At 42.2% G+C, this 25863-nt stretch carries 29 protein-coding genes; 28 read left to right on the top strand and 1 reads right to left on the bottom strand.

The features are described from left to right. Positions 1-130: 130 nt before the first annotated feature. From AAYR28_RS17030 to AAYR28_RS16990, 9 genes are all read left to right on the top strand, one after another. Positions 131-988: a class II fructose-bisphosphate aldolase gene (locus AAYR28_RS17030; RefSeq protein ID WP_024423748.1), complete on the top strand. Its 858-nt coding sequence runs from the start codon at positions 131-133 to the stop codon at positions 986-988. 111 nt (positions 989-1099) lie between these two features. Then, positions 1100-1738 carry a fructose-6-phosphate aldolase gene (fsa, locus tag AAYR28_RS17025; RefSeq protein ID WP_024426351.1) on the top strand — a complete coding sequence of 213 codons (639 nt, stop codon included), beginning with the start codon at positions 1100-1102 and terminating at the stop codon, positions 1736-1738. Positions 1739-1985: 247 nt separating this feature from the next. Next, positions 1986-3275 (top strand): UDP-N-acetylglucosamine 1-carboxyvinyltransferase, encoded by a 1290-nt coding sequence (locus AAYR28_RS17020; RefSeq protein WP_024423746.1) that lies wholly within the window; start codon positions 1986-1988, stop codon positions 3273-3275. A gap of 32 nt (positions 3276-3307) precedes the next feature. Next, positions 3308-4273 (top strand): class II fructose-bisphosphatase, encoded by a 966-nt coding sequence (glpX, locus tag AAYR28_RS17015; protein ID WP_012011567.1) that lies wholly within the window; start codon positions 3308-3310, stop codon positions 4271-4273. 365 nt (positions 4274-4638) lie between these two features. Further along, on the top strand, positions 4639-5922 hold the full coding sequence (gene rho, locus AAYR28_RS17010; RefSeq protein ID WP_008354975.1) for a transcription termination factor Rho: 1284 nt from the start codon (positions 4639-4641) through the stop codon (positions 5920-5922). A 132-nt stretch (positions 5923-6054) separates the two neighbouring features. Next, complete coding sequence (gene rpmE / locus AAYR28_RS17005; protein ID WP_003215407.1) at positions 6055-6255, top strand: 50S ribosomal protein L31; 201 nt, start codon at positions 6055-6057, stop codon at positions 6253-6255. 87 nt (positions 6256-6342) lie between these two features. Further along, on the top strand, positions 6343-6945 hold the full coding sequence (locus tag AAYR28_RS17000) for a thymidine kinase (protein WP_024423745.1): 603 nt from the start codon (positions 6343-6345) through the stop codon (positions 6943-6945). Positions 6946-7223: 278 nt separating this feature from the next. Beyond that, the gene (malS, locus tag AAYR28_RS16995) at positions 7224-8924 is read left to right on the top strand and encodes an oxaloacetate-decarboxylating malate dehydrogenase (RefSeq protein ID WP_024423744.1); all 1701 of its coding nucleotides are present in this window, start codon (positions 7224-7226) and stop codon (positions 8922-8924) included. Positions 8925-9014: 90 nt separating this feature from the next. Continuing rightward, entirely contained in the window at positions 9015-9971 is a 957-nt protein-coding gene (locus AAYR28_RS16990; RefSeq protein WP_024423743.1) for an AEC family transporter, read from the top strand. A gap of 35 nt (positions 9972-10006) precedes the next feature. On the opposite strand, the gene racA is transcribed toward AAYR28_RS16990, so the two are convergent. After that, positions 10007-10555 (bottom strand): chromosome-anchoring protein RacA, encoded by a 549-nt coding sequence (racA, locus tag AAYR28_RS16985; protein WP_061110192.1) that lies wholly within the window; start codon positions 10553-10555, stop codon positions 10007-10009. A 210-nt stretch (positions 10556-10765) separates the two neighbouring features. Between racA and prfA the strand changes: the two genes are divergently transcribed. The 19 genes from prfA (at position 10766) to AAYR28_RS16890 (ending at position 25848) form a co-directional block, all read left to right on the top strand. Beyond that, a complete protein-coding gene (gene prfA / locus AAYR28_RS16980; RefSeq protein ID WP_034281226.1) occupies positions 10766-11833 on the top strand; it encodes a peptide chain release factor 1 in 1068 nt (355 codons plus the stop codon). After that, positions 11823-12707: a peptide chain release factor N(5)-glutamine methyltransferase gene (gene prmC, locus AAYR28_RS16975; RefSeq protein WP_120207868.1), complete on the top strand. Its 885-nt coding sequence runs from the start codon at positions 11823-11825 to the stop codon at positions 12705-12707. The genes prfA and prmC overlap by 11 nt, the downstream gene beginning before the upstream one ends. Positions 12708-12848: 141 nt before the next feature. Continuing rightward, positions 12849-13328, top strand: a complete 480-nt coding sequence (locus AAYR28_RS16970) for a hypothetical protein (protein WP_024423739.1) — start codon at positions 12849-12851, stop codon at positions 13326-13328. A gap of 123 nt (positions 13329-13451) precedes the next feature. Then, positions 13452-14105 (top strand): stage II sporulation protein R, encoded by a 654-nt coding sequence (spoIIR, locus tag AAYR28_RS16965; RefSeq protein ID WP_229137102.1) that lies wholly within the window; start codon positions 13452-13454, stop codon positions 14103-14105. Between the two features lie 63 nt (positions 14106-14168). Continuing rightward, complete coding sequence (locus tag AAYR28_RS16960) at positions 14169-14612, top strand: GNAT family N-acetyltransferase (protein WP_061110189.1); 444 nt, start codon at positions 14169-14171, stop codon at positions 14610-14612. Positions 14613-14774: 162 nt separating this feature from the next. Further along, on the top strand, positions 14775-15827 hold the full coding sequence (locus AAYR28_RS16955) for an L-threonylcarbamoyladenylate synthase (RefSeq protein ID WP_120207866.1): 1053 nt from the start codon (positions 14775-14777) through the stop codon (positions 15825-15827). Between the two features lie 60 nt (positions 15828-15887). Further along, the gene (locus AAYR28_RS16950; protein ID WP_024423735.1) at positions 15888-16442 is read left to right on the top strand and encodes a manganese efflux pump MntP family protein; all 555 of its coding nucleotides are present in this window, start codon (positions 15888-15890) and stop codon (positions 16440-16442) included. A 63-nt stretch (positions 16443-16505) separates the two neighbouring features. Then, complete coding sequence (locus tag AAYR28_RS16945; protein WP_024423734.1) at positions 16506-16964, top strand: low molecular weight protein arginine phosphatase; 459 nt, start codon at positions 16506-16508, stop codon at positions 16962-16964. A gap of 133 nt (positions 16965-17097) precedes the next feature. Next, positions 17098-17547: a ribose 5-phosphate isomerase B gene (gene rpiB / locus AAYR28_RS16940; RefSeq protein WP_003214714.1), complete on the top strand. Its 450-nt coding sequence runs from the start codon at positions 17098-17100 to the stop codon at positions 17545-17547. 12 nt (positions 17548-17559) lie between these two features. Beyond that, positions 17560-18099: a TIGR01440 family protein gene (locus AAYR28_RS16935; RefSeq protein WP_034281221.1), complete on the top strand. Its 540-nt coding sequence runs from the start codon at positions 17560-17562 to the stop codon at positions 18097-18099. A 177-nt stretch (positions 18100-18276) separates the two neighbouring features. Beyond that, positions 18277-19524 carry a serine hydroxymethyltransferase gene (gene glyA / locus AAYR28_RS16930; RefSeq protein WP_034281450.1) on the top strand — a complete coding sequence of 416 codons (1248 nt, stop codon included), beginning with the start codon at positions 18277-18279 and terminating at the stop codon, positions 19522-19524. 146 nt (positions 19525-19670) lie between these two features. After that, positions 19671-20300 (top strand): uracil phosphoribosyltransferase, encoded by a 630-nt coding sequence (upp, locus tag AAYR28_RS16925; RefSeq protein WP_003214553.1) that lies wholly within the window; start codon positions 19671-19673, stop codon positions 20298-20300. A gap of 497 nt (positions 20301-20797) precedes the next feature. Beyond that, entirely contained in the window at positions 20798-21181 is a 384-nt protein-coding gene (locus tag AAYR28_RS16920; RefSeq protein WP_024423731.1) for an ATP synthase subunit I, read from the top strand. A 7-nt stretch (positions 21182-21188) separates the two neighbouring features. After that, complete coding sequence (atpB, locus tag AAYR28_RS16915; RefSeq protein ID WP_024423730.1) at positions 21189-21923, top strand: F0F1 ATP synthase subunit A; 735 nt, start codon at positions 21189-21191, stop codon at positions 21921-21923. A 48-nt stretch (positions 21924-21971) separates the two neighbouring features. Next, complete coding sequence (gene atpE, locus AAYR28_RS16910; protein WP_003214968.1) at positions 21972-22184, top strand: F0F1 ATP synthase subunit C; 213 nt, start codon at positions 21972-21974, stop codon at positions 22182-22184. Between the two features lie 120 nt (positions 22185-22304). After that, positions 22305-22826 carry a F0F1 ATP synthase subunit B gene (gene atpF / locus AAYR28_RS16905; protein ID WP_034281220.1) on the top strand — a complete coding sequence of 174 codons (522 nt, stop codon included), beginning with the start codon at positions 22305-22307 and terminating at the stop codon, positions 22824-22826. Continuing rightward, positions 22823-23368 (top strand): F0F1 ATP synthase subunit delta, encoded by a 546-nt coding sequence (locus tag AAYR28_RS16900; protein ID WP_024426340.1) that lies wholly within the window; start codon positions 22823-22825, stop codon positions 23366-23368. The genes atpF and AAYR28_RS16900 overlap by 4 nt, the downstream gene beginning before the upstream one ends. 16 nt (positions 23369-23384) lie before the next feature. Further along, complete coding sequence (gene atpA / locus AAYR28_RS16895) at positions 23385-24893, top strand: F0F1 ATP synthase subunit alpha (RefSeq protein ID WP_024423728.1); 1509 nt, start codon at positions 23385-23387, stop codon at positions 24891-24893. Between the two features lie 88 nt (positions 24894-24981). Then, positions 24982-25848 (top strand): F0F1 ATP synthase subunit gamma, encoded by an 867-nt coding sequence (locus AAYR28_RS16890; RefSeq protein ID WP_024423727.1) that lies wholly within the window; start codon positions 24982-24984, stop codon positions 25846-25848. Positions 25849-25863 lie beyond the last annotated feature (15 nt).

The raw sequence follows: 25863 nt of genomic DNA, 5'->3' as shown, positions 1-25863 counted from the left end.
GGTATCCTAGAAAGGAAGAAGAAAGCGATCTGACTTTGAAAGTTTACATATGGCGAGAAATTCTGGTCATGCTAGGGTGGAGAGCTTTTTTTTAGCAAGCAAATTAGCTACATAGGGAGGATTTTTCATCATGCCTTTAGTTTCAATGACAGAAATGTTGAAAGACGCAAAGGAAAAAGGTTACGCTGTTGGACAGTTTAACTTAAATAACTTAGAATTCACGCAAGCGATTTTACAAGCTGCTGAAGAAGAGAAATCTCCTGTTATCTTAGGAGTATCTGAAGGAGCAGGACGCTACATGGGCGGCTTCAAAACAGTTGTCGCAATGGTTAAAGCGTTAATCGAAGAATATAATGTAACAGTTCCTGTTGCGATTCATTTAGATCACGGTTCAAGCTTTGAATCTTGTGCAAAAGCGATTCATGCAGGATTTACTTCTGTCATGATCGATGCTTCTCACCATCCATTCGATGAGAATGTGGAAACAACTGCGAAAGTCGTTGAACTTGCACATTTCCATGGTGTGTCTGTAGAAGCTGAACTTGGAACTGTTGGTGGGCAAGAAGATGACGTCATCGCTGAAGGCGTTATTTATGCTGATCCAAAAGAGTGCCAAGAGCTTGTAGAACGCACTGGTATTGACTGCCTTGCACCTGCATTAGGTTCAGTACATGGTCCATACAAAGGTGAACCAAACCTTGGTTTCGCTGAAATGGAAGAAATCGGTAAAACAACTGGTCTTCCACTTGTTCTTCACGGCGGAACAGGTATCCCAACTGCTGACATCAAGCGTGCAATTTCACTTGGTACAGCAAAAATCAATGTAAACACTGAAAACCAAATTGCTTCTGCGAAAGCAGTACGCGAAACACTTGCTGCAAAAACAGAAGAGTATGATCCACGTAAATATCTTGGACCAGCTCGTGACGCAATTAAAGCGACTGTTATCGGCAAAATGCGCGAATTTGGTTCTTCTAACCAAGCATAATTTGATGAGAACCGAAAGCCGCCTGAGTCACAGGCGGTTTTCTCCATATCTTGAGAAAGCGCAATCAAATTTACATTTCAGACAATTTATTGATAGGAGAGTGGCACAGTTATGTTATTTTTCGTAGATACAGCGAATATTGAAGACATCAAAGAGGCGCACGAGCTTGGCATTTTAGCAGGCGTCACAACAAACCCTAGTTTAGTAGCGAAAGAAAAGGACGTCTCATTCCACGACCGCCTTCGCGAAATCACTGACGTGGTATCAGGTTCTGTCAGTGCAGAAGTGATTTCCTTAAAAGCAGAGGAAATGATTGAAGAAGGAAAAGAGCTAGCTGCCATTGCACCGAATATCACAGTCAAAATTCCAATGACTACAGATGGCCTTAAAGCTGTCAAAGCATTAACAGACCTTGGAATTAAAACAAACGTCACATTGATTTTTAGTGCAAACCAGGCACTTCTTGCAGCTAGAGCTGGTGCGACGTATGTTTCTCCATTCCTTGGCCGCTTAGATGACATTGGCCAAAATGGTCTTGATCTCATCAGCGAAGTGAAAACTATTTTTGATGTTCATGGATTAGATACACAAATCATTGCTGCATCCATTCGTCATCCGCAGCATGTGACAGAAGCTGCGCTTAGAGGTGCTCATATCGGCACAATGCCGCTGAAAGTCATCAAGCAGCTGACGAAACACCCATTAACGGATGCAGGCATTGAGCAATTTTTAGCAGACTGGAATAAATAAATGATTGTGGCAGGCGGGATCGTCTCTCGTTTGCCGCAGTTTTCCTTATAAACGCTAAGAAATGTTTTGTGCAAAGAAGAGAACATCACAGCCTCGCAAAGCTTCGATTATTTTTCTTCCGACAAATTTCGTTTAACCTGTATTCTTTCTCTTGATATTGGCTAAATTTTGGACAAGACCTTTTAAAGCGCGACATCCACAAACAGTATAACTCCAACAGTGATCTTCTTTAAGAAGGGAGACAAATATGGAAAAGTTAAACATTGCCGGCGGTGATCCCTTGCGCGGGACCGTACATATTAGTGGTGCGAAAAATAGTGCTGTGGCACTGATTCCTGCCACGATTCTTGCTGATTCTCCAGTAACCATTGAAGGCCTTCCGCATATATCAGATATCGACACATTGCGAGATCTGTTAGAAGAAATTGGCGGAAAGGTCACTTTTGAAAAAGGTGAAATGGTTGTGAATCCTGTTTCCATGATCAGTATGCCGCTTCCTAATGGAAAAGTGAAGAAACTGCGTGCATCCTATTATTTAATGGGCGCCATGCTGGGCAGATTTAAGCAGGCTGTCATCGGACTGCCAGGAGGATGCCACTTAGGACCTAGGCCGATCGATCAGCATATCAAAGGCTTTGAAGCACTTGGAGCCGAGGTGACAAACGAGCAGGGTGCGATTTATTTGCGTGCTGAAAAATTAGTCGGAGCCCGGATTTATCTTGATGTTGTCAGTGTAGGTGCGACGATCAACATCATGCTGGCAGCCGTACTGGCTGAAGGAAAAACCGTGATTGAAAATGCTGCAAAGGAACCCGAAATTATTGATGTAGCGACACTGCTTGCAAGCATGGGAGCCAAAATCAAAGGTGCGGGTACCGATGTCATTCGAATCGAAGGTGTAGAATCTCTTCATGGCTGTAAGCATTCAATCATCCCTGACCGCATCGAAGCAGGAACATTTTTAATAGCTGGTGCAGCGATGGGAGATGAAGTTGTACTTGATAATGTGATCCCAACTCATTTAGAATCAATTACGGCGAAACTTAGAGAAATGGGGTTCACCATTGAAACGAGCAACGATCAGATGCTGATCGTTGGCAGAAACGAAGGACTCAAGCCTGTCGATATCAAAACCCTTGTGTATCCGGGCTTTCCGACTGACCTTCAGCAGCCGATGACGGCGCTGTTAACAAAAGCAAAAGGCACGAGTGTGGTCACAGATACGATCTACTCAGCCCGCTTTAAGCACATTGACGAATTGCGTCGAATGGGTGCAAACATGAAGGTCGAAGGAAGATCTGCTATTATTACCGGACAAACACAGCTCCAAGGAGCAAAGGTTAAAGCAAGTGATCTGCGTGCAGGCGCTTGTCTTGTTGTCGCAGGGTTAATGGCAGACGGTGTGACCGAAATCACAGGGCTTGAACATATAGACAGAGGATATAGTTTGCTTGAGAAGAAGCTTGAAGGCTTGGGTGCAACCATCTGGCGTGAAAAGCTGAATGACCAAGAAATAGAAGAACTTCAAAATTCATAAGGCTTTGACTGTGAGAGGAGATTTGGACAAAAATGGAAAGAAGTTTATCGATGGAACTAGTACGGGTGACAGAAGCAGCTGCATTAAAATCTGCCCGTTGGATGGGAAGAGGATTAAAAGACGAAGCGGATGATGCTGCAACAAGTGCAATGCGTGATGTATTTGACACCATTCCGATGAAGGGGACAGTGGTCATTGGCGAAGGAGAAATGGACGAAGCACCAATGCTTTATATTGGGGAAAAGCTTGGGAACGGATATGGACCTCGCGTGGATGTCGCTGTTGATCCATTAGAAGGAACAAACATTGTGGCAAGCGGCGGCTGGAATGCCTTAGCTGTTATTGCAGTTGCAGATCATGGCAACCTGCTGAATGCACCTGATATGTACATGGATAAGATCGCAGTAGGTCCAGAAGCGGTAGGCTGCATCGACATTGAAGCGCCTGTCATTGATAATCTTCGCGCTGTTGCAAAAGCAAAAAACAAAGATATTGAAGATGTGGTTGCAACGATTTTAAACAGAGATCGACATGAGAAAATTATTGCTGAACTGAGAGAAGCAGGAGCAAGAATTAAACTGATCGACGATGGTGACGTTGCAGGAGCCATTAATACAGCATTTGATCACACAGGTGTTGATATTCTATTTGGTTCAGGCGGAGCGCCTGAGGGTGTCCTTTCTGCTGTTGCGTTAAAGGCACTTGGTGGCGAAATTCATGGTAAGCTTCTTCCTCAAAGTGAAGAAGAACTCAGACGCTGTGAGAAAATGGGGCTGGATGTTGGGAAAGTCCTCAGAATGGAAGATCTCGTAAAAGGAGATGACGCCATTTTTGCAGCGACAGGTGTAACGGACGGCGAATTACTTAAAGGTGTTCAATTCAAAGGCTCTGTTGGAACAACACATAGTGTTGTCATGCGTGCGAAATCAGGTACGGTTCGTTTCGTAGACGGCAGACACAGTTTAAAGAAAAAACCGAATCTTGTCATTCGTCCGTAATATGAAAGCGGGTATTCATTACCCGCTTTTCATATAGGTGTCAAATGTATATCATTTTCTTTTAAAAGTTGAATATTCTCTGCAAATGAGGTAAAACTAAAGAGTGCTGCGAAATTTTCTGCGAATTTACTTCTTTTAAGCTTCAACAAGTTTAAATACTGCCGCATCATGACGATATACTCATTATCCTTCTCTATGTTGACAAAGCTCTATTTCACATTGTTCCTATCTTTCACGATAAAACGAGTGGGAGCGTTACCATCAGAGCGAGGTCATTCCAACAACAACGGAATTAAAAGCTAATCAAATACAATGGTCATGCATTTGTAAAGAAATACATTGACTAGAAAAGTGTGGTGTCCATATTGAAAGATGTTTCGATTTCATCTTTGGAAAATATGAAATTAAAAGAGCTGTATGAGTTAGCAAAGCGATACAAAATCTCTTATTACAGCAAACTAACAAAAAAAGAATTAATTTTTGCCATCTTAAAGGCGAACGCTGAGCAAGAGGATCTCTTATTTATGGAAGGGGTTCTTGAAATTATTCAGTCTGAGGGATTTGGTTTCTTAAGACCGATTAACTACTCCCCAAGTTCTGAAGACATTTATATTTCAGCTTCACAAATCAGACGCTTTGATTTACGAAATGGAGATAAAGTGTCTGGAAAGGTACGACCTCCAAAAGAAAATGAACGCTACTATGGCCTCCTTCATGTAGAAGCGGTAAATGGGGACGACCCAGAATCAGCAAAGGAACGTGTTCACTTTCCTGCACTCACACCGCTATTTCCTGACCGCCAAATGATTCTTGAAACACAGCCTAACCACCTGTCTACTAGAATTATGGACATGATGGCGCCAGTTGGATTTGGACAGCGTGGTTTAATCGTTGCACCGCCTAAGGCTGGAAAAACCATTTTGCTTAAAGAAATTGCCAACAGCATTTCTGAAAATCACCCAGAGGCAGAGCTGATTGTCCTTTTGATTGACGAACGCCCAGAAGAAGTAACAGATATCGAACGTTCTGTTGCAGGGGATGTTGTTAGTTCAACCTTTGACGAAGTACCGGAAAACCACATTAAAGTAGCAGAGCTTGTCTTAGAGCGTGCTATGCGTCTTGTTGAACATAAGAAAGATGTCATCATCTTAATGGACAGCATCACAAGGCTTGCTCGTGCATACAACCTTGTGATTCCGCCAAGCGGCCGAACGCTTTCAGGCGGTATTGATCCTGCGGCTTTCCATCGTCCAAAACGATTCTTTGGTGCTGCGCGTAACATTGAAGAAGGCGGAAGCTTGACGATTTTAGCCACTGCACTTGTTGATACAGGATCACGTATGGATGACGTGATTTATGAGGAGTTTAAAGGAACTGGAAACATGGAGCTTCATTTGGACCGTTCTTTGGCCGAAAGAAGAATTTTCCCTGCGATCGACATTCGCCGTTCTGGTACGAGAAAAGAAGAACTGCTTGTGCCAAAAGAGCATCTTGATCGTTTATGGGCGATGAGAAAATCGATGTCAGATACACCTGACTTCGCTGAGAAGTTCATGCGCAAAATGAGAAAAACAAAGACAAACCAAGAATTTTTCGATATTTTAACGCAAGAATGGAAACAAGCCAATATGTCTGCATCAAGAAGATAGCTTCCCTGAAAAAATACATTTGCAATCATAGACTCACACTGTTATAATTTTATCATGTGCGTTTCAGAATTTATTTCTGAGATATTAACTCTGTTTCCGAATTGGATTCAGGGCGGAAGGAGATGACAGTAGATGAAAACAGGAATTCATCCTAACTACAAAAAAGCTACAGTCAAATGCGCTTGTGGAAATGAGTTTGAAACTGGATCAGTAAAAGAAGAGGTACGCATCGAGATTTGCTCTGAGTGCCATCCTTTCTATACAGGCCGTCAAAAATTCGCTTCTGCTGATGGACGTGTTGACCGCTTTAACAAAAAATACGGTCTTAAGTAATAATAGATACAATAAACAGGCAGGAATCCGTTCTTGCCTGTTTTTTTACGTGGATTGATGGAACTTTAAAACGGGGGAGAAGACCTTATGTATGTGATGAAACAAAGCGGTTGGCTTGAAGTCATCTGCGGCAGTATGTTTTCTGGAAAGTCGGAAGAATTGATTCGGAGAGCCAAAAGGGCCACCTTTGCCAAACAAGAAGTAAAAATATTCAAACCAGCAATTGATAACCGATATAGTACAAGCTCAGTTGTGTCACATAACGGTTCATCATTAGATGGGATTGCAGTAGCCTCACCAAAAGACATAATAACGCACATATCAGAAAGAACCGATGTCATTGGCATTGATGAGGTGCAATTTTTTGATGAGACAATCATTGACATTGTCACTCAATTGGCTGACCAAGGCTACCGAGTCATTGTTGCAGGCCTGGATCAAGACTTCAGAGGAGAGCCATTTGGTGTTGTTCCGCATTTAATGGCATGTGCAGAGCTTGTAACAAAACTTCAAGCAGTTTGTTCGGTATGCGGCTCCCCAGCGAGTAGAACACAACGCTTGATCGACGGTAAACCCGCATCCTATGATGATCCTATTATTTTAGTAGGTGCGCAGGAATCATACGAAGCACGATGCAGACATCACCATGAAGTACCAAGACTTGATGTTGGTACAACACTTGACAAATAAAAAATAGCAAATGCCGCTGTGTTTCGTTTTTCGAGATTTTGGCTGAACACCCATCATTTGTACTTAAATAAATTAAATAACACTACGATTAAATTATCTAATTTTCAACGCTTGCGTTTTGTCATAAGCAGGCATAAAATGACTAACTGTAGTGTAAAGCATTTAAACGAAAAGTTCGATTTCTTGTCATAATTTTTTTGATTAAGGATTTTTCTCCTTAATCGTTCTTTGGATTAATAGTTCACTTTATTTATATTTTAGAAAGAGGGTAGTTTTTGATGAACAACGTGAAGAAAACAAAAGAAGGGTACCTCGAAACCACTTTGACAGGTAAAGATGTATTATCGATTCCAACGTTGAACAAAGGCGTTGCTTTCTCTGAAGAAGAAAGACAAGAGCTTGGACTAGAAGGCTTACTTCCTCCAACGGTTCTAACTTTAGAACAGCAAGCGGAAAGAGCGTACAAGCAGTTTCTAGCTCAGCCGGATCGTCTTCGTCAAAACGTATACTTAAGTGATTTGCAAAACCGTAACGAAGTATTGTTCTACAAGCTTCTAACAGAAAAGCTTCGTGAAATGCTTCCAGTTGTGTACACACCAACTGTTGGTGAAGCGATTCAAGAATACAGCCATGAATACAGAAGACCTCATGGTGTCTATCTTTCAATCGACGACATTGACGGAATCGAGAAAGCATTTGAAAACTTGCACGCAACTGCTGGAGATATTGACCTCATCGTTGCAACTGACTCTGAGAGTATTCTTGGAATTGGTGACTGGGGTGTTGGTGGTATCAACATCGCAATCGGTAAATTAGCTGTTTACACGGCTGCAGCAGGTATTGATCCTAGCCGCGTGATTCCAGTTGTATTAGATGTTGGAACAAACAATGAAAAATTATTGAATGATCCATTATACATTGGGAACCATCACAAACGTGTACAAGGTGAAAAATACGAAGAATTCATTGATGCTTATGTGAAAGCAGCACTTAAATTCTTCCCGAAAGCATTGCTTCACTGGGAAGACCTTGGAAACAAAAATGCGCGTAACATCATGAAAAAATACAACGATAACATCTTAACGTTCAACGATGATATTCAAGGTACTGGTGCCATTACTTTAGCGGGTGTTCTTGCAGCTGTCAAGAAAACTGGTACTCAATTAAAAGATCACCGTGTTGTCATCTTCGGAGCTGGATCAGCTGGTATCGGAATTGCAGATCAAATGCGTGACACAATGGTTCTTGAAGGTCTAACAGAAGAAGAAGCAAACAATGCATTCTGGACATTAGACTACAGAGGATTGCTAACAGATCAATTTGAAGATGAAGTGCTTGATTTCCAAAAACCATACCTGCGTACTTCTGATGAAGTAGAAGGCTGGGCACGCGATGAAAAAGGACAAATCTCATTTGCTGAAACTGTTCGCAGGGTGAAGCCGACCATCCTTATTGGTACATCAGGTCAAGGCGGCGCATTCACTGAAGAAATCATTAAAGAAATGGCAGCTCATACAGAGCGTCCAGTGATCATGCCAATGTCTAACCCAACACCGCTTGCTGAAGCTGTGCCAGAGGATCTATTCAAATGGACTGACGGCCGTGCGCTTGTTGCAACAGGAAGCCCGTTCGAAAACGTTGAGTATAACGGAATTGAACATGAAATCGGACAATCAAACAATGCGTTCGTTTTCCCTGGACTTGGTCTTGGTTCAATCGTAACAGAATCAAAAATCATCACAAAAGGCATGTTCGTTGCTTCTGCGAATGCAATTGCTGAAATGGTTGATCATGAGAAACCAGGTGCTGGTCTTCTTCCAAGTATTGATAAATTGCAAGAAGTGTCAATTCATGTGGCTGTTGAAGTAGCGAAAGCAGCAATTGAAGATGGTGTCGCAAGAAAAACGCCTGACAACATCGAACAAGCTGTGAAAGACGCAATGTGGATTCCTGAATATAAAAAAATTGTAAGAGCATAATAAAATGTGTAACGCGGCATTGCTTCGGGTAATCTAAGCAATGCCGCAATAAATAAGAAACATGTAAAGGATTTAAGGAGGAAGAGTAAGATGGACTTTTTAAATATTTTGATCCTCCTAGCACCGATTTTTTTCGTTATCGCGCTGGGTTGGTTCGCAGGGAACTTCGGCAGCTATGACGCTAAATCTGCAAAAGGTGTAAGTACACTTGTTACAAAGTATGCTTTACCAGCGCACTTTATCGCCAGTATTCTGTCAACACCAAAAGATAAATTCTATAGTCAAATTCCATTTTTCGTTGCATTGATTTTCGGAATCGTTGGTTTTTATATCATTATCCTTTTAGTTACGAAATTTGCTTTTAAATATGATTTAACAGATTCTTCTGTTTTCTCGTTAAACTCAGCACAACCGACCTTTGCATTTATGGGGATTCCGGTCTTGGGCAGTTTATTTGGAGCTCAAGAGGTTGCAATTCCGATTGCGATTACCGGAATAGTTGTAAATGCACTGCTTGATCCAATTGCAATAATTGTATCAACTGTCGGTGAAAAAACAAAAGGAAAAGCCAAAGAAGGCGAAAGCTTCCTAAAAATGACAACAAAAGCAATTTTGCACGGTTTATCAGAGCCGCTTGCACTTGCACCGTTAGCCAGTATCATTCTTGTTCTTTTAGGATTTAAACTTCCTGCAATCGGACATGAAATGTTAGAGGAAATTGGCAGCGTCACATCAGGTGTGGCATTATTCGCAGTCGGTGTCACTGTTGGTATCCGCAAAATTAAATTAAGCTTGCCAGCCTTTAGTATTGCATTGCTAAAAGTAGCTGTACAACCATTACTTATGTATTTCATTGCCGTTCTTATGGGTCTTTCGGCTGATGAAATTACAAAAGCTGTATTGCTTGTTGCCTTCCCAGGTTCAGCTGTTGCAGCGATGATCGCAACACGATTTGAAAAACAAGAGGCGGAAACTGCATCCGCATTTGTGATCAGTGCCATCATGTCACTCATTACATTACCGATCATTATTGCACTTACCGTATAATATAGTAGAAAGGCTGCCAAACGAGGCAGCCTTTCTTAACGAAATGAATGAAACAGAGGGAAGAGTACACGCTTTTTTTTGATGTCAGGGTGTGCGATTTCCTTTTTTTCTTCTACTTGTGATGGTTGTTTCAAGGTTGCGGTGAGGCGGTCAAATTTAGTGGATAAATCTTCAATTTCTCTGCGGTGCTGAAGCAGCTGATACGATACACCTTCATCTGCTTTTTTAGCCAATTTCCGTTCAAGCTCTTGCAGGCGGTCTTCTACATTATTGACGTGTAATTGCTGCTGAATAAGCTCTTTCACCTGTTTTTCTAATGCTTCAATCCGTTGTATGGAGACATCAGTTTGGGCAGCAGGTGCTGATTGACGGACGGTTTCCTTATGGATTGGCAGTTGAATGTCTTGGAGGATTACACCTTCACTCATCTGGTGTTTGACCTCTTTGAGCAGCTGTACAATGTCTTCATGAAATTCATAATGTCCAAGTTCATTCCGGGCGACAGGGATGTTGAGCTGTTTGACCCAACGCTGAATCGTCTTTGAAGAAACACCAATTTCCTTTGCAACCTCATTTGTATTCAAACCAAATGCCCTCCCTTTTTTCAATTACAAGTACCATTCTCTTTAAGGAGGACCTGTTCCTTCACGTTAGACAAAACAAGTAACCAATCGCCAAAGATCGTGTTTTCTAGCGAAAAATTGCAGGAAATCAATTGTTTTGGAAATTTTTTTGACTGTCATACCCCGCTATACTATAATTAGACTGTTACGCACAAAACAGAGGTGAAGACCATGTTAGACCGTTTAAAATCAATTGAAGAACGCTATGAAAAGCTAAATGAATATTTAAGTGACCCTGAAGTGGTGAACGACCCTACGAAGCTTCGTGAATATTCAAAGGAGCAATCCGATATTCAAGAAACTGTTGAGGTATATAGACAATATCGTGCGGCATACGACCAGCTGAATGACGCGAAAGCAATGCTGGAAGAGAAGCTGGATGCCGAGATGCGCGACATGGTCAAAGAAGAAATTTCAGAGCTCACAGAGGAAACGGAACGTTTAGAAGACGAGCTGAAAATCTTGCTGATCCCGAAAGATCCGAATGACAACAAAAACGTTATTGTGGAGGTTCGTGGTGCAGCGGGTGGAGAAGAAGCTGCTCTTTTTGCCGGAAACCTTTACCGCATGTACAGTCGTTATGCTGAAATGCAAGGCTGGAAAACGGAAGTGATGGAAGCGAGTGTCACAGGCACAGGCGGTTATAAAGAGATTATCTTTATGATCAGCGGGAAAGGCGCGTACTCCAAACTGAAATTTGAAAACGGCGCACACCGCGTGCAGCGTGTTCCGGAAACGGAATCAGGCGGACGAATTCATACATCAACAGCGACAGTTGCTGTATTGCCTGAGGCTGAAGAAGTAGAAATTGATATCCATGAAAAAGACATCCGTGTAGATACTTTCACATCTAGCGGACCTGGCGGACAAAGTGTCAATACGACCATGTCTGCAGTTCGATTAACTCACCTTCCAACAGGTGTGGTTGTATCCTGTCAGGATGAGAAGTCGCAAATCAAAAACAAAGAAAAAGCCATGAAAGTACTGCGTGCGAGAATTTATGATAAATTCCAGCGTGAAGCACAGGCTGAATATGATCAAACGCGTAAATCTGCGGTTGGAACAGGGGATCGTTCAGAGCGTATCCGTACGTACAACTTCCCGCAAAACCGTGTAACAGATCACCGTATCGGGTTGACGATTCAAAAGCTTGATCAAATTTTAGAAGGAAAACTTGACGAGGTCATTGATGCATTAATTATGGAAGACCAAGCAAGAAAGCTTCAAAATGCAAAATAAAGAGCGAACAATTTTTGAAGCCCTTAAATGGGCTTCTTCTTTGTTAACGGAAGCTGGAAGAGACCAAAATGCAGCAGAGCTTCTTTTGATGCATGTACTTGGCTGGAGCAGAAGTGAGCTTCTTGCACGTTTTCATGATTCGCTGCCTGAGGAGCAAGATCACCTGTTCAGCAAATTTGTGACGCAGCACAAGGCTGGTGTTCCTGTTCAGCATTTAACGGGAGTTGAATTCTTTTACGGACGTCCTTTCGAGGTGAACAAGCATGTTCTCATCCCTCGTCCTGAAACGGAAGAAGTTGTTTTGGCGGCGCTCCATTTAGTAGGTGACGTTTTCCCGCCCGATCAGCCGCTCAAAGCAGTTGACGTTGGCACAGGAAGCGGGGCCATTGCGATTACGCTGGCTCTTGAAAAAAAATCACTATCTGTCACAGCGACTGATATCTCGCAAGAAGCACTTGCGGTAGCAAAACGGAATCAACAAGCGCTCGGTGCAGACGTTCATTTTTTACATGGAGATTTACTTGAACCTGTTATAGCTCAAGGCATGAAAGTGGACGTATTTATTTCCAATCCACCCTACATTGCGGCGGAAGAAATGGACAGTTTGTCTGAGGTTGTGACAAAGCATGAGCCGGCGAATGCGCTGACGGACGGACGTGATGGCTTGTGGTTTTATCAGCGTCTCGTTCATGATCTTCCCGGCGTGCTGAGTGCTCAGGCAGTTGTTGTCTTTGAAATTGGACATACGCAAGGTCAAGATGTCACAGCGCTTCTTGAGCAGGCATTTCCTAAAGCGGATGTCTGTATCGTCAAAGATATTAACGGAAAAGATCGAGCTGTTTGCGCACACATTCAAAACGGAAAGTCCGGCTGAAGAAAGCCGGACTATTTTATTATGTAAAGATGAAACTTATGGTAAAAGAGAAACGTATATATAGAAGAATGAACATTCTAATCATGATTTTTTACATAAATTTGTTTTGAAGGAGCGAATGGTGTGAACAAAAGGTATGCGATGGTGTTGGTCATCGTCAGTGTACTATTGATTGTGAGTGCTTGTGGTAAACCGAGCTTTAAAAAAGAGGCAGCAGCATTTGGAGAAAGCTATAAAAAAGCACAATACACAGTGAATCGAACGGATGACCTATCTGACATGAAAGAGAAGCTGAAGGTTTATTTAACCGAACATGAATATCAAGAATATACACAAGACAGCATGTTCCCGAGCATATTAGAAGCGGCAAAGGATCAAGATTGTCAAATCAAGCTGAAGAAAATTATGTTTACGCCTTCAGATGAAAGCGATGACAGAATTGAATTTAACTATGAAATGGTGATCCAATTTATCGATCAAAAAGGAAAAGTCAAAAAAGAAATCGAGAAAAAAGGAGCCATGACTGTCATCAAAACAGAATCTGGTTTAAAAATCAGCAGAGATTGGGATGGGAGACTATACCCTTCTGACTACCAATCCTCACTCAAAAGTCGTTCTTAATGAGAACGGCTTTTTTGTTTTTGACTCATAATCTATTAAAAAAATCATTTTGACTGTTTATGAGATGGGTTTCCTGGACACAATGTTTGTAGCGAAGAGAAAAAGTGGGGGGAACACACAATGTTGAAAAGTAAAACGATGATTTGTCTTTATATGTTTCTATTATTATGCGGTGCTTTTGCAAATCTTGGCAGAGAGGAGACAGCGGCTGCTTCTGCAAATCAGCCTGTTGTCATACCAGATGAAGCGATTCGATTACGCATTTTAGCAAATAGTGATCGTTCAGCCGATCAGGATGTGAAAAGAAGTATTCGTGACGAGGTCAATGCGAGTATGACAGAGTGGGTGAAAGACCTCACATCCATTGAAGAAGCAAGACGTGTCATTCGATCAAAGCTGCCAGAAATCAATCGTATTGCTAAAGCGAAATTGAAGGAACAGCACATAGATCAATCCGTATCGGTCAGTTTTCAAAAAGCTTCATTTCCAACAAAGCTCTATGGAAATTTCGTCTACCCTGCTGGGAAATATGAAGCCATTTTAATTACGCTTGGAGAAGGAGACGGAGCCAACTGGTGGTGTGTGTTATTTCCGCCGCTCTGCTTTATCGATTTTTCAAACGGAGAAGCCATCGCCTCACCAGAAGGGGATGATGATAAACAAGTGACAGCGCAGCAAACGAAAGAGTCTGTTAATGAAGTGGTGAAAGAAGAGGAAGAAGAGACAGGTGAAGTGAAGTTCTTTTTGTTTGAATGGGTCTCTAGTCTTTTCTCTTAAAAAAGGTATAAATCGGTTTTTGCCTCATAGAGTTGAAGTAAGAGAACAAAAAGAGGTGAAAGCATGTATTATCAATTAAGAATAGCCACAGAACAAGATGTCCCGGCGATCAATGCTTTTCTTGAAAAGGGACAAGCAAAAGGCGGAGTAACGCTTGCGGAGCGAACGGCATTTGTAGTGATGGAAGATGCGGATGGTCAGCTGGCAGGCTGCTTAGGTCTTGAACAGCTCAATGAACAAGAGGGATTGCTGCGGTCTCTTGTCATATCAGATAAGCTCGGTCAGGGACACATTGTCTCTTTGTTCCAAAGTGTTCAAACGCTCGGTGAAAAAATGGGTGTGGATACTTTTTATGTCGTCGCAAACCATTCCGCTTCCCATGATTTTTTGGCATTAATGGGCTTTACGCCTTTAGAGGAAATTCCAGAAAGCATATGGAGCTCAGCACATGCAAAAGAGACATTGGGGAAAGAACAGGCTGTGGTCCTGCAAAAAAAAGGCAGTTAATCACAAAATGATGGACTTATACACATACTTATCCACTACTAAACAAGCGTTATCCACAAATTGTGGACAACGCTTGTTTTATTGATCATCATCTTTTATACTTTCAAAAGGATAATTGAGATATATCAACAGTTTTATCTTTTTTTAAAAGGAGTTTGTATGATGTTAAATACAAAAAGGTGGTCTGTGGATGTAGAAAAGGATTTATCCACATACTATCCACAAATTAAACAGGCGGCCGATCTGCTGCAGCAAAATGAAGTGGTTGCGTTCCCGACAGAGACCGTTTACGGACTCGGGGCAAATGCGAAAGAGACAGAAGCCGTTATGAAAATTTATGAAGCGAAAGGGCGTCCGAGTGATAATCCGTTGATTGTTCACATTGCGGAGGTTCAGCAGCTTCACGAATTTGCACAAATAGAAAGCGAAAAAGCGAAGGCGCTGATGGATGCCTTTTGGCCGGGCGCCTTAACCATCGTTCTTCCGTGTAAGCCGGGCACTTTATCAAAGCAGGTTACAGCAGGTTTATCCACAGTAGGTGTGAGAATGCCTGACCATCCCATTGCGCTTGAGCTGATTCGAGCAGCTGGTCTGCCAATTGCTGCACCAAGTGCCAATCGTTCGGGAAAACCTTCACCAACACAAGCTGACCATGTAGCGAGTGATCTCGAAGGGAGAATCGCTGGGATTGTGGATGGCGGTTCAACTGGAATTGGCGTTGAGTCAACGGTTGTATCCTGTGCCGGTGAGACCCCAGTGATTTTAAGACCAGGCGGAATTACAAAAGAAGCATTAGAAGAGGTCGTGGGGACGGTGAGTGTGGACCCAGGGCTGACAAAAAAGGACGAAGCGCCTGTATCGCCGGGAATGAAATACACACATTATGCACCTGAAGCCCAGATGTATATCTTTCATGGAAGTGATGAAGACATGCAGCGTCACATTCAGAAATACAAAGCTGAAGGTCTAAAAGTCGGAGTGCTGACAACAGAAGAAAAGAAATCGCTGTTTGCGGCAGATGTTGTGTACAGCTGTGGATATAGAGAAAAACCTGAAACGGTTGCTGCAAACCTTTATCGTGTACTGAGACAATTTGATGAAACAGATGTAGACTTGATTATTTCAGAAGCCTTCTCAGAGCAGGGAGTTGGTTCTGCCATTATGAACCGTCTGCAAAAAGCCGCAGGAGGGCGTACACTCCCTTCGTTCCAATAGTTCTAACCTTTCTTGGACAAACATAGGTTAAAGAAGAATGTGTGTCCAAGGGGGATTTACATGAACGAACTAGCTGGCGAATTGCTGACACTCAGCATCATGGCTTTTGCACTTGGGATGGATGCTTTTTCGGTTGGACTTGGTATGGGGATGATTCAGCTGAGGTTCCGCCAGATCATTTATATTGGACTTGTCATTGGGATATTTCATATGTTTATGCCGCTTTTTGGCATGCTGACAGGTCAGCTCTTATCCGGATGGCTCGGTCTACTTGCCACCTATATCGGCGGGGCGCTGCTTTTGGTGCTGGGACTGCAAATGATTGTTGCTTCTATCCGCAAAGAGGATAAGCCCTTTATCGCACCTGTTGGGGCTGGTCTCGTTCTTTTTGCTACAAGTGTAAGCCTAGACAGCTTCTCCGTTGGTTTAAGTCTTGGGATTTACGGTTCCCAGGTGTGGATGACTATATTATTGTTTGGTTTTTTTAGTATGCTCCTCACATGGCTCGGATTATTACTCGGTAAACAGGTTCGGTCATGGGTTGGTTCATATAGCGGCGCGCTTGGCGGAATCATTTTACTAGCCTTTGGTATCAAATTATTATTTCCGCTCTAGCCAATCTCCTTACATAACATGTAGAATGAAATGCTATATAATAGAAGAAAAGGAGGGCGAAAGATGAAAATCTTATTTGTTTGTACGGGAAATACATGCAGAAGTCCAATGGCTCAAGCCCTTTTTGCTTCAATTGCAGATGAAAAAGGTTTAGAGGTCACTGTAAAATCAGCGGGCATTTTTGCCTCCGATGAAGGAAAGGCTTCTCCTCAAGCGATCGAAGCATTATTTGAGAAAAGCATTCCACTAAATCACTCATCATCAAAATTGACAGAGGATCTTCTGCGCGAAGCTCATTACGTCTTCACGATGACGATGCAGCATAAACAGTTGATTGCAGAGCAATATGCGCATGCAAAAGGCAAGGTCTTCACTTTAAAGGAATTTGCGACAGGAACAGAAGGCGATGTATCCGATCCGTTTGGAGGAAGTCTTTCTGTTTATCAGGAAACACGAGATGAACTAGAAGCCTTACTGTATCAGCTTGCTGAGAAGCTGAAAAAAGATCATCATAATAGATAACCTGTAAAACCGTTGCCTCAACGGTTTTTCTGCTATTGTTTGCAAATCACTAGGCAGAGGTTAAAATATAACTGTAAATAAAGAATGAATGTAAGACATAACAGATCAACTCACCCTTAGGAGGAATTGCCCGATGAAAGTAGCCATTGCATCCGATCACGGCGGAACGAATATTCGTGAAGAAATCAAACAACTGATGGATGAATTGAAGATTGAATACATTGATATGGGTTGTGAATGCGGATCAGGTTCTGTAGACTACCCAGATTATGCTTTCCCTGTAGCCAATATGGTGGCAAACGGAGAAGTCGACCGCGGCATTTTAATTTGTGGGACAGGCATCGGCATGAGCATCTCAGCAAATAAAGTAAAAGGAATTCGCTGTGCATTGGCTCATGATACATTTAGTGCGAAAGCAACGAGAGAACATAATGATACGAACGTTCTTGCGATGGGAGAGCGAGTGATTGGGCCAGGATTAGCACGTGAGATTGCGCACATTTGGCTGACGACAGAGTTTACAGCAGGACGCCATGCTGTGCGGATTGGCAAAATTGCTGATTACGAAGAAAAGCACCTATAAGGAGCGCTTAACATGAACATTGGTCAAGATTGGCTTGAAATGTTAAAAGAGTTTCATCAAACAGTTGAATTGCGTGCCGGGCAAATCTTAGTCATTGGCTGCAGTACGTCAGAAGTGGCTGGTGAGCATATTGGTACTGCAGGAAGTGAGCAAATTGCTGCCTCTATCTATCAAGAATTGGATCAGTTAAGACGAGAGACCGGCATCGAGCTCGCCTTTCAATGCTGTGAACATCTAAATCGTGCCCTTGTTGTTGAAGAAGAAGCGGCTTTCCGTTTTAACCTGGAGATCGTAGCTGCAGTACCTGTCCGCAAGGCGGGTGGTTCGATGGCGGCTCATGCTTATCAGCAAATGGAACATCCTGTATTAGTCGAATGCATTGAGGCACATGCTGGAATTGATATCGGCGATACGTTAATTGGGATGCACTTAAAGAGAGTCGCTGTACCTGTCCGCCTCAGTCGTCATCGATTAGGACATGCACATGTGACTTTTGCGAAAACGCGTCCGAAGCTGATTGGCGGAGAACGAGCCGTTTATACAAGATCATAGCTTCGATATATTTCTAATATAATGTTGAATGATGAAGACGCTTTACCACTTGAATATTCGGGTTTTCATAAAAAAGAAGTCGATTTTCCAAAAAAAACTTTTACATTTTACTCAAAAACCGTGTACAATGAGATGGTGAAAACATCGAATGGAAATAGATTGGAGAGGATTTCGCTGATGAAACATTTACCTGAGCAAGACGCACAAGTATTCAAAGCAATTCAACTAGAGCGGAAACGCCAGCAGGACAAAATCGAATTAATTGCATCAGAAAACTTCGTAAGCGAAGCAGTCATGGAAGCACAGGGCTCTGTATTAACTAACAAATACGCTGAGGGCTATCCTGGTAAACGCTACTATGGCGGCTGTGAACATGTAGACGTTGTGGAAGATATCGCACGTGACCGCGCAAAAGAAATTTTTGGCGCTGAGTATGTGAACGTACAGCCTCACTCAGGTGCTCAAGCGAACATGGCCGTATACTTTACAATTCTTGAGCATGGCGATACAGTACTGGGCATGAACTTATCACATGGCGGGCATTTAACACACGGAAGCCCTGTAAACTTTAGTGGTGTACAGTACAACTTTGTAGAATATGGTGTAGATAAAGAAACTCAGCATATCGACTATCAAGATGTACTTGAAAAAGCACGTGAACATAAGCCGAAACTTATCGTTGCGGGTGCAAGTGCATACCCACGTCAAATTGATTTCAAAAAGTTCCGTGAGATTGCTGATGAAGTCGGTGCTTACTTTATGGTCGACATGGCTCACATTGCTGGTCTTGTTGCAGCAGGTCTTCATCCAAATCCAGTTCCTTACGCAGATTTTGTGACAACGACAACTCACAAAACATTACGCGGACCTCGCGGCGGAATGATTCTATGCCGTGAAGAGTTTGGTAAAAAGATCGACAAATCGATTTTCCCTGGTATTCAAGGTGGACCACTGATGCATGTCATCTCTGCAAAAGCTGTTTCTTTCGGTGAAGTATTGAACGGAGATTTCAAAACATATGCACAAAACGTCATTGATAATGCAAAACAACTAGCTGAAACTCTTTTATCTGAAGATATTCAGCTTGTATCTGGCGGAACAGATAACCATCTTGTTCTCATCGACTTGCGTTCTCTTGGCATCACAGGAAAAATTGCAGAAAACGTTCTTGATGAAATCGGTATTACAGTGAACAAAAATGCAATTCCTTATGATCCAGAGAAACCATTTGTCACAAGTGGTGTACGTGTAGGTACAGCAGCAGTAACAAGCCGCGGTTTTGATCAAGAAGCGATGAAAGAAGTCGGTTCCATTATTGCACTTGCGCTAAAGCATCATGAAGATGAAGCGAAATTAGAAGAGGCGAAAAAGCGTGTATCTGATCTTACGGCCCGTTTCCCTCTATATAACGAATTAGATTATTAAAAAACAGACCCATTTGCCTATATTTGGCATGTGGGTTTTTTTGTAGGATTTGCGAATCATATTGAAAGATGATGTCTTTTTATGTAGAATTGTAGGAAGTGTGCAAAGTTCACCGGAAGATGACAGAAAAGGAGTTGTAGCAAGCAATGGCAAAGGTTTATGTATTTGATCACCCGCTTATTCAGCACAAACTTACATATATTCGTGACGTTCATACAGGAACTAAAGAATTTAGAGAGCTAGTGGATGAAGTCGCAACATTAATGGCATTTGAAATCACAAGAGATTTACCGCTTGAAGAGGTAGATGTAGAAACACCTGTACAAGTAGCGAAATCAAACGTGATCTCAGGGAAGAAACTCGGTGTTGTGCCAATTTTAAGAGCAGGTCTTGGAATGGTAGACGGGATTTTGAAACTCATTCCAGCTGCTAAAGTGGGACATGTTGGTTTATACCGTGATCCGAAAACATTAAAGCCTGTTGAATATTATGTGAAGCTTCCATCTGATGTGGAAGAACGTGAATTTATCGTAGTAGACCCAATGCTTGCAACTGGCGGCTCTGCAGTCGAAGCGTTAAACAGCTTGAAAAAACGCGGTGCGAAAAACATTCGCTTTATGTGTCTGATTGCTGCCCCTGAAGGTGTAGAGGAAATGCAAAAGCATCATCCAGATGTTGATATCTACATTGCAGCATTAGATGAGAAACTAAACGAAAAAGGTTACATCATCCCAGGTCTTGGTGATGCTGGTGACCGTATGTACGGAACGAAGTAAGAAAGTCTTAATAAAAGCCCACATGCAAACGTGCATGTGGGCTTTTTGAAATATATGACAAACGGTTGATACCGTTCTTAGAAAAATCAATGTATACTGAACATTGGCTGTTTTTTTCAATGATTGTCACATCTCTCCTAAAGTTTGATGAAATTGTGAACATTTTGTGTGCTCTATCACTATAGAAAAGTTTTTTAACTTTCAACCGATTGACACATCATAGACGCTATTGTATGCTAAACGAGGGTATTATGGTAAGGTTTTCATAGCCTATAGCACTCTACTAATCCTCATTGTGAACCCTTTAATAATCAGGGTTTGTATCAACGAATGAAGCAGCATCCCATAGATCTAAAGATTTCAAGTCTGATTGTGCAATTAGACCGATGGGTGATTGATTTTTTTCGAATAGGACGGCTTATCATAAGCGTCTTCTACGCAGTTTTCATCACCATTTATCACCTTTTTTACAATACTTTTCATCGGGAGTCAGATGAATGAACGATCCAAACGCGATTTTCCGCAGACAGAGTAAATACATGTTCTATCTATTGGCAATTTTTGTGTTTGGCTATGCCATGCCTGGTTTTAAACCACTGTTTCTTGGTTTCATTATCGGCACAATTTTTGCTTTCTTTAATTTATTCCTACTTATACGGAGAATGCACGCTTTTGATCGAGCGGTTAAAAAAGGAAAATCCATTCGTTCAATGGGAAGTACAGCCAGGTGGGCCAACGCGATTCTCGCAGTAGCGATTGCTTGGCGTTACCCTAATGAAGTTCATCTGGCAGGTGTTGTTATAGGATTAATGACAATATATCCTGTCATTATGATAGATTCCTTCATTCAACTTAAACGTTCTACTATGGAAGAGAGGTGAATACTCTTTGGGTCACAGTTCAAAAACTACAGAATTTTTAGGGTTAACGTTCAACTTATCCAATGTTCTCATGATTACGATTGCTAGTATCATCGTTCTTCTCATAGCGGTGCTGACTACTCGTGTTCTGTCTATTCGTCCGACTAAGGCGCAGAACTTCATGGAATGGATCGTTGATTTTGTTCGAAATATCATAGGTAGTTCGATGGACATGAAAACAGGAGCCCCATTTCTAGCGCTTGGCGTTACATTACTCATGTACATATTTGTTTCAAACATGCTTGGACTGCCGTTCTCGATTACGGTCGATCACAACTTGTGGTGGAAATCACCAACTGCTGATCCTGCAATCACAATGACACTAGCAATTATGGTCATGGGACTTACACACTTCTACGGTGTCAAGGCAAAAGGAGTCAAGGAATATACGAAAGACTTCTTCAAGCCAATCCCATATTTAGTGCCGCTGAAAATCATTGAAGAATTTGCAAACACGCTAACACTTGGTTTGCGTCTTTACGGAAATATTTTCGCTGGAGAGATTCTTCTTGGGTTACTTGCAGGACTTGCGACCAATTTCTACACGCAAAACATTGCGCTTGGTATCGTTGGTACATTAGGTGCCATCGTGCCGATGATTGTATGGCAGGCATTCAGTTTGTTTGTCGGAACAATCCAGGCATTTATCTTCACCATGCTGACAATGGTGTACATTTCCCATAAAGTCAGCGACGAACACTAAAAAATTGAGAGTCCAAAAAGGACGTTATTTTAAAGGAGGAGCTTTTTAATGAATTTAATAGCAGCAGCAATTGCAATCGGTTTAGGAGCACTAGGAGCAGGTATTGGTAACGGTCTAATCGTATCTAAAACAGTTGAAGGAATCGCTCGTCAGCCAGAAGCTGGTAGAGAACTAAGAACACTTATGTTCATCGGGGTCGCTTTAGTTGAGGCACTTCCAATTATCGCTGTCGTTATCGCATTCTTGGCATTCTTTGGTTAATATGTGAGAAGCGTTCTAATATGAATTTTAATGGCGAAGATCAGATTAGTTCGAAACTTCGCCATTCCTTTATGTTTTGTTTCTTAACATATTATTTAAAGAAGGGAGTTGCCGTACTAAATGTCTCAGTTACCAGTGGTTTTAGGAGCAGGGGGCTTAAGCTTCAACGCCGGTGATATGTTATTCCAGCTTATCGCTATGCTCATCTTGCTTGCACTTTTAAAGAAATTTGCGCTTAAACCTTTATTAGGTATTATGAAGCAGCGTGAAGATTATATAGGAAATGAAATCTCAAGTGCTGAAGAAAAGCACGTTCAAGCTGAAAAGCTTCTTGAAGAACAACGTGTCTTATTGAAAGAAGCACGCGAAGAATCACATACACTCATCGAAAATGCGAAAAAGATTGGTGAGAAACAAAAAGAAGAGATCATTCAAGCAGCACGTCAAGAATCAGAGCGCTTGAAAGAGTCTGCTAGAACTGAAATCGTGAAAGAAAAAGAACAAGCTGTGGCTGCACTGCGTGAGCAGGTTGCATCACTATCTGTGCTGATTGCATCTAAAGTGATTGAAAAAGAACTTGATGAGCAGGCACAAGAGAAATTGATTCAAGAGTACCTTAAAGAGGCAGGTGAAAGCCGATGAGCGTAACTATTGTCTCTAAGCGTTACGCTTCTGCTCTTTTTGACATCGTTCTTGCTTCTTCGGCAGTAGACGAAACTGAAAAAGAGCTGAATGAGATCAAAAAAGTTCTAAAGGCTGATCAAGAACTCAATGACTTCCTTGTTCATCCAAAGATTACAGCAGACAAAAAGAAACAGTTGATTGCTGAAGCTTTCAAAGGTGTTTCTACTTATGTATTGCACACAATGTATTTACTGATTGACCGCGGACGCACGAATATTTTCTCTGAAATGACGTCTGAGTTTGTGAAACTAGCAAACCGTACGAAACAAATAGACGATGCGGTCGTGTATTCAGTGAAACCGCTGAGCGGTGCTGAAATTCAATCTTTATCTGAAGTATTTGCCAAAAAAGCCGGAGTCACATCACTGCGTGTTGAAAATGTGATTGACAAGGATCTAATAGGCGGAGTGAAAATCCGTATCGGAAACCGCATTTATGACGGCAGTGTCAGCGGAAAGCTTTCCCGCATTGAACGTCAGCTTGCAGGCGAAAATCGTTAGAAGGGGTGAAACCTTAGTGAGTATCAAAGCTGAAGAGATTAGCGCGCTGATAAAGCAGCAAATCCAAAACTATCAATCAGAAATTGAAGTAAAAGATGTCGGTACAGTCATTCAAGTAGGGGACGGTATCGCGCGTGTACATGGCCTTGACAACATTATGGCAGGAGAGCTGGTTGAGTTCTCTAACGGTGTAATGGGTATGGCTCAAAACCTTGAGGAGTCTAACGTAGGTATCGTTATTTTAGGACCTTACAAAGATATCCGCGAAGGTGACGATGTAAAACGTACAGGTCGTATCATGGAGGTTCCAGTAGGTGAAGAGTTAATCGGTCGTATTGTGAACCCGCTTGGTCAGCCTGTTGATGGACTAGGTCCAATCTTAACAAGCAAAACACGTCCAATCGAAAGTGAAGCACCTGGCGTTATGGATCGTAAATCTGTACATGAGCCGCTTCAAACAGGAATTAAAGCAATTGATGCCTTGATTCCAATCGGCCGCGGACAGCGTGAATTGATCATTGGTGACCGTCAAACAGGTAAAACATCTGTTGCAATCGATACGATTCTAAACCAAAAAGATCAAGACATGATCTGTATTTATGTAGCGATCGGACAAAAAGAATCTACGGTTCGTGGTGTTGTTGAAACACTTCGTAAGCATGGTGCGCTTGACTACACAATCGTTGTCACAGCTTCTGCATCACAGCCGGCTCCACTTCTTTACCTTGCTCCTTATGCAGGTGTAACGATGGGTGAGGAATTCATGTATAACGGCAAGCACGTACTTGTTGTCTATGATGACCTTTCTAAACAAGCGGCAGCTTACCGTGAGCTTTCATTATTGCTTCGTCGTCCTCCAGGTCGTGAGGCATTCCCTGGTGATGTTTTCTATCTTCACTCTCGTTTATTAGAACGTGCAGCGAAGCTTAGTGACGAAAAGGGTGGCGGTTCTATCACAGCATTGCCTTTCGTAGAAACGCAGGCTGGCGATATCTCTGCATATATCCCAACAAACGTTATTTCCATCACAGATGGACAGATTTTCTTACAATCTGACCTCTTCTTCTCAGGCGTACGTCCAGCGGTAAACGCAGGATTGTCTGTATCCCGTGTAGGTGGTTCTGCACAAATCAAAGCGATGAAAAAGGTAGCAGGTACACTTCGTCTGGATCTTGCTTCTTATCGTGAGCTTGAAGCATTCGCTCAGTTTGGATCTGATCTAGACCAAGCCACTCAAGCGAAATTAAACCGTGGTGCAAGAACAGTTGAAGTCTTAAAACAAGACTTGAACAAACCGCTTAAAGTTGAAAAACAAGTAGCGATTCTTTACGCACTAACAAGAGGATACTTAGACGATGTAGCCATTGCTGATGTTAAACGTTTTGAAGCTGAGTTATTCTTGTACATTGAAGAAAACCATAAAGGCTTGTTTGACACAATCTCTCAAACAGGAAATATGCCTGCTGATGAAGAGTGGAAGACAGCAATCGAAGGCTTTAAACGTACGTTTGCACCAAGCAACTAATTAGTAATCTTTCCGAGAGAAAAAGATTCTCTTTTTCTCTCTTTTCACGTAAATGAACACGGATTCCTGAAAAAAGGTGGTGAAATCTTTGGCCTCATTACGCGATATAAAGTCAAGGATCACGTCAACGAAAAAATCGAGTCAGATCACAAAAGCGATGCAAATGGTATCAGCTGCGAAACTGAATCGTGCTGAAAACAATGCGAAGTCTTTTGTTCCTTACATGGAGAAAATCCAGGAAGTGGTTGCTGCAATCGCAACTGGAACAAGTGCTAAGCACCCAATGCTTCTTTCAAGACCTGTCAAAAAAACAGGGTATCTCGTTATTACATCTGATCGAGGGCTTGCAGGACCTTTTAACAGCTCGATTTTGCGTGCCGCTTACCAAACCATTCAATCTCGTCATCAATCCGCTGATGAATATGCGGTGATTGTCATTGGTAAAATCGGACGCGACTTCTTCAAAAAGCGTGGTATTCCAGTTATTTCTGAAGTAACAGGGCTTGGAGACGAAGTAGCGTTTGCTGATATTAAAGAATTAGCAAGCAGTACAGTTCAAATGTTCTCTGATGAAGCGTTTGATGAACTTTACATGTTCTACAACCACTTTGTCAGTGCGATTTCACAAGAAGTAACAGAGAAGAAATTATTGCCGCTAACGGACCTTTCGGCCGCAGCGACACCAAATAAACGTTCCGCATCTTATGAGTTTGAGCCTTCTGAAGAAGAAATTCTTGAAGTTCTCCTTCCTCAATATGCAGAGAGTTTGATTTTCGGTGCGCTTCTTGACAGCAAAGCAAGTGAACATGCTGCAAGAATGACAGCAATGAAGAGTGCAACAGACAACGCAAAAGAATTGATCGACAGCCTGACACTCTCTTACAACCGTGCTCGTCAAGCAGCGATTACACAAGAGATTACAGAAATTGTCGGCGGTGCAGCTGCCTTAGAATAGAAATAATTGTCAGGA

This window comes from Bacillus safensis, from assembly GCF_039619585.1.
Lineage (GTDB): Bacteria > Bacillota > Bacilli > Bacillales > Bacillaceae > Bacillus > Bacillus safensis.
The sequence above is the reverse complement of the archived record's forward strand: the minus strand, read 5'-3'. Positions and strand labels throughout refer to the sequence as shown.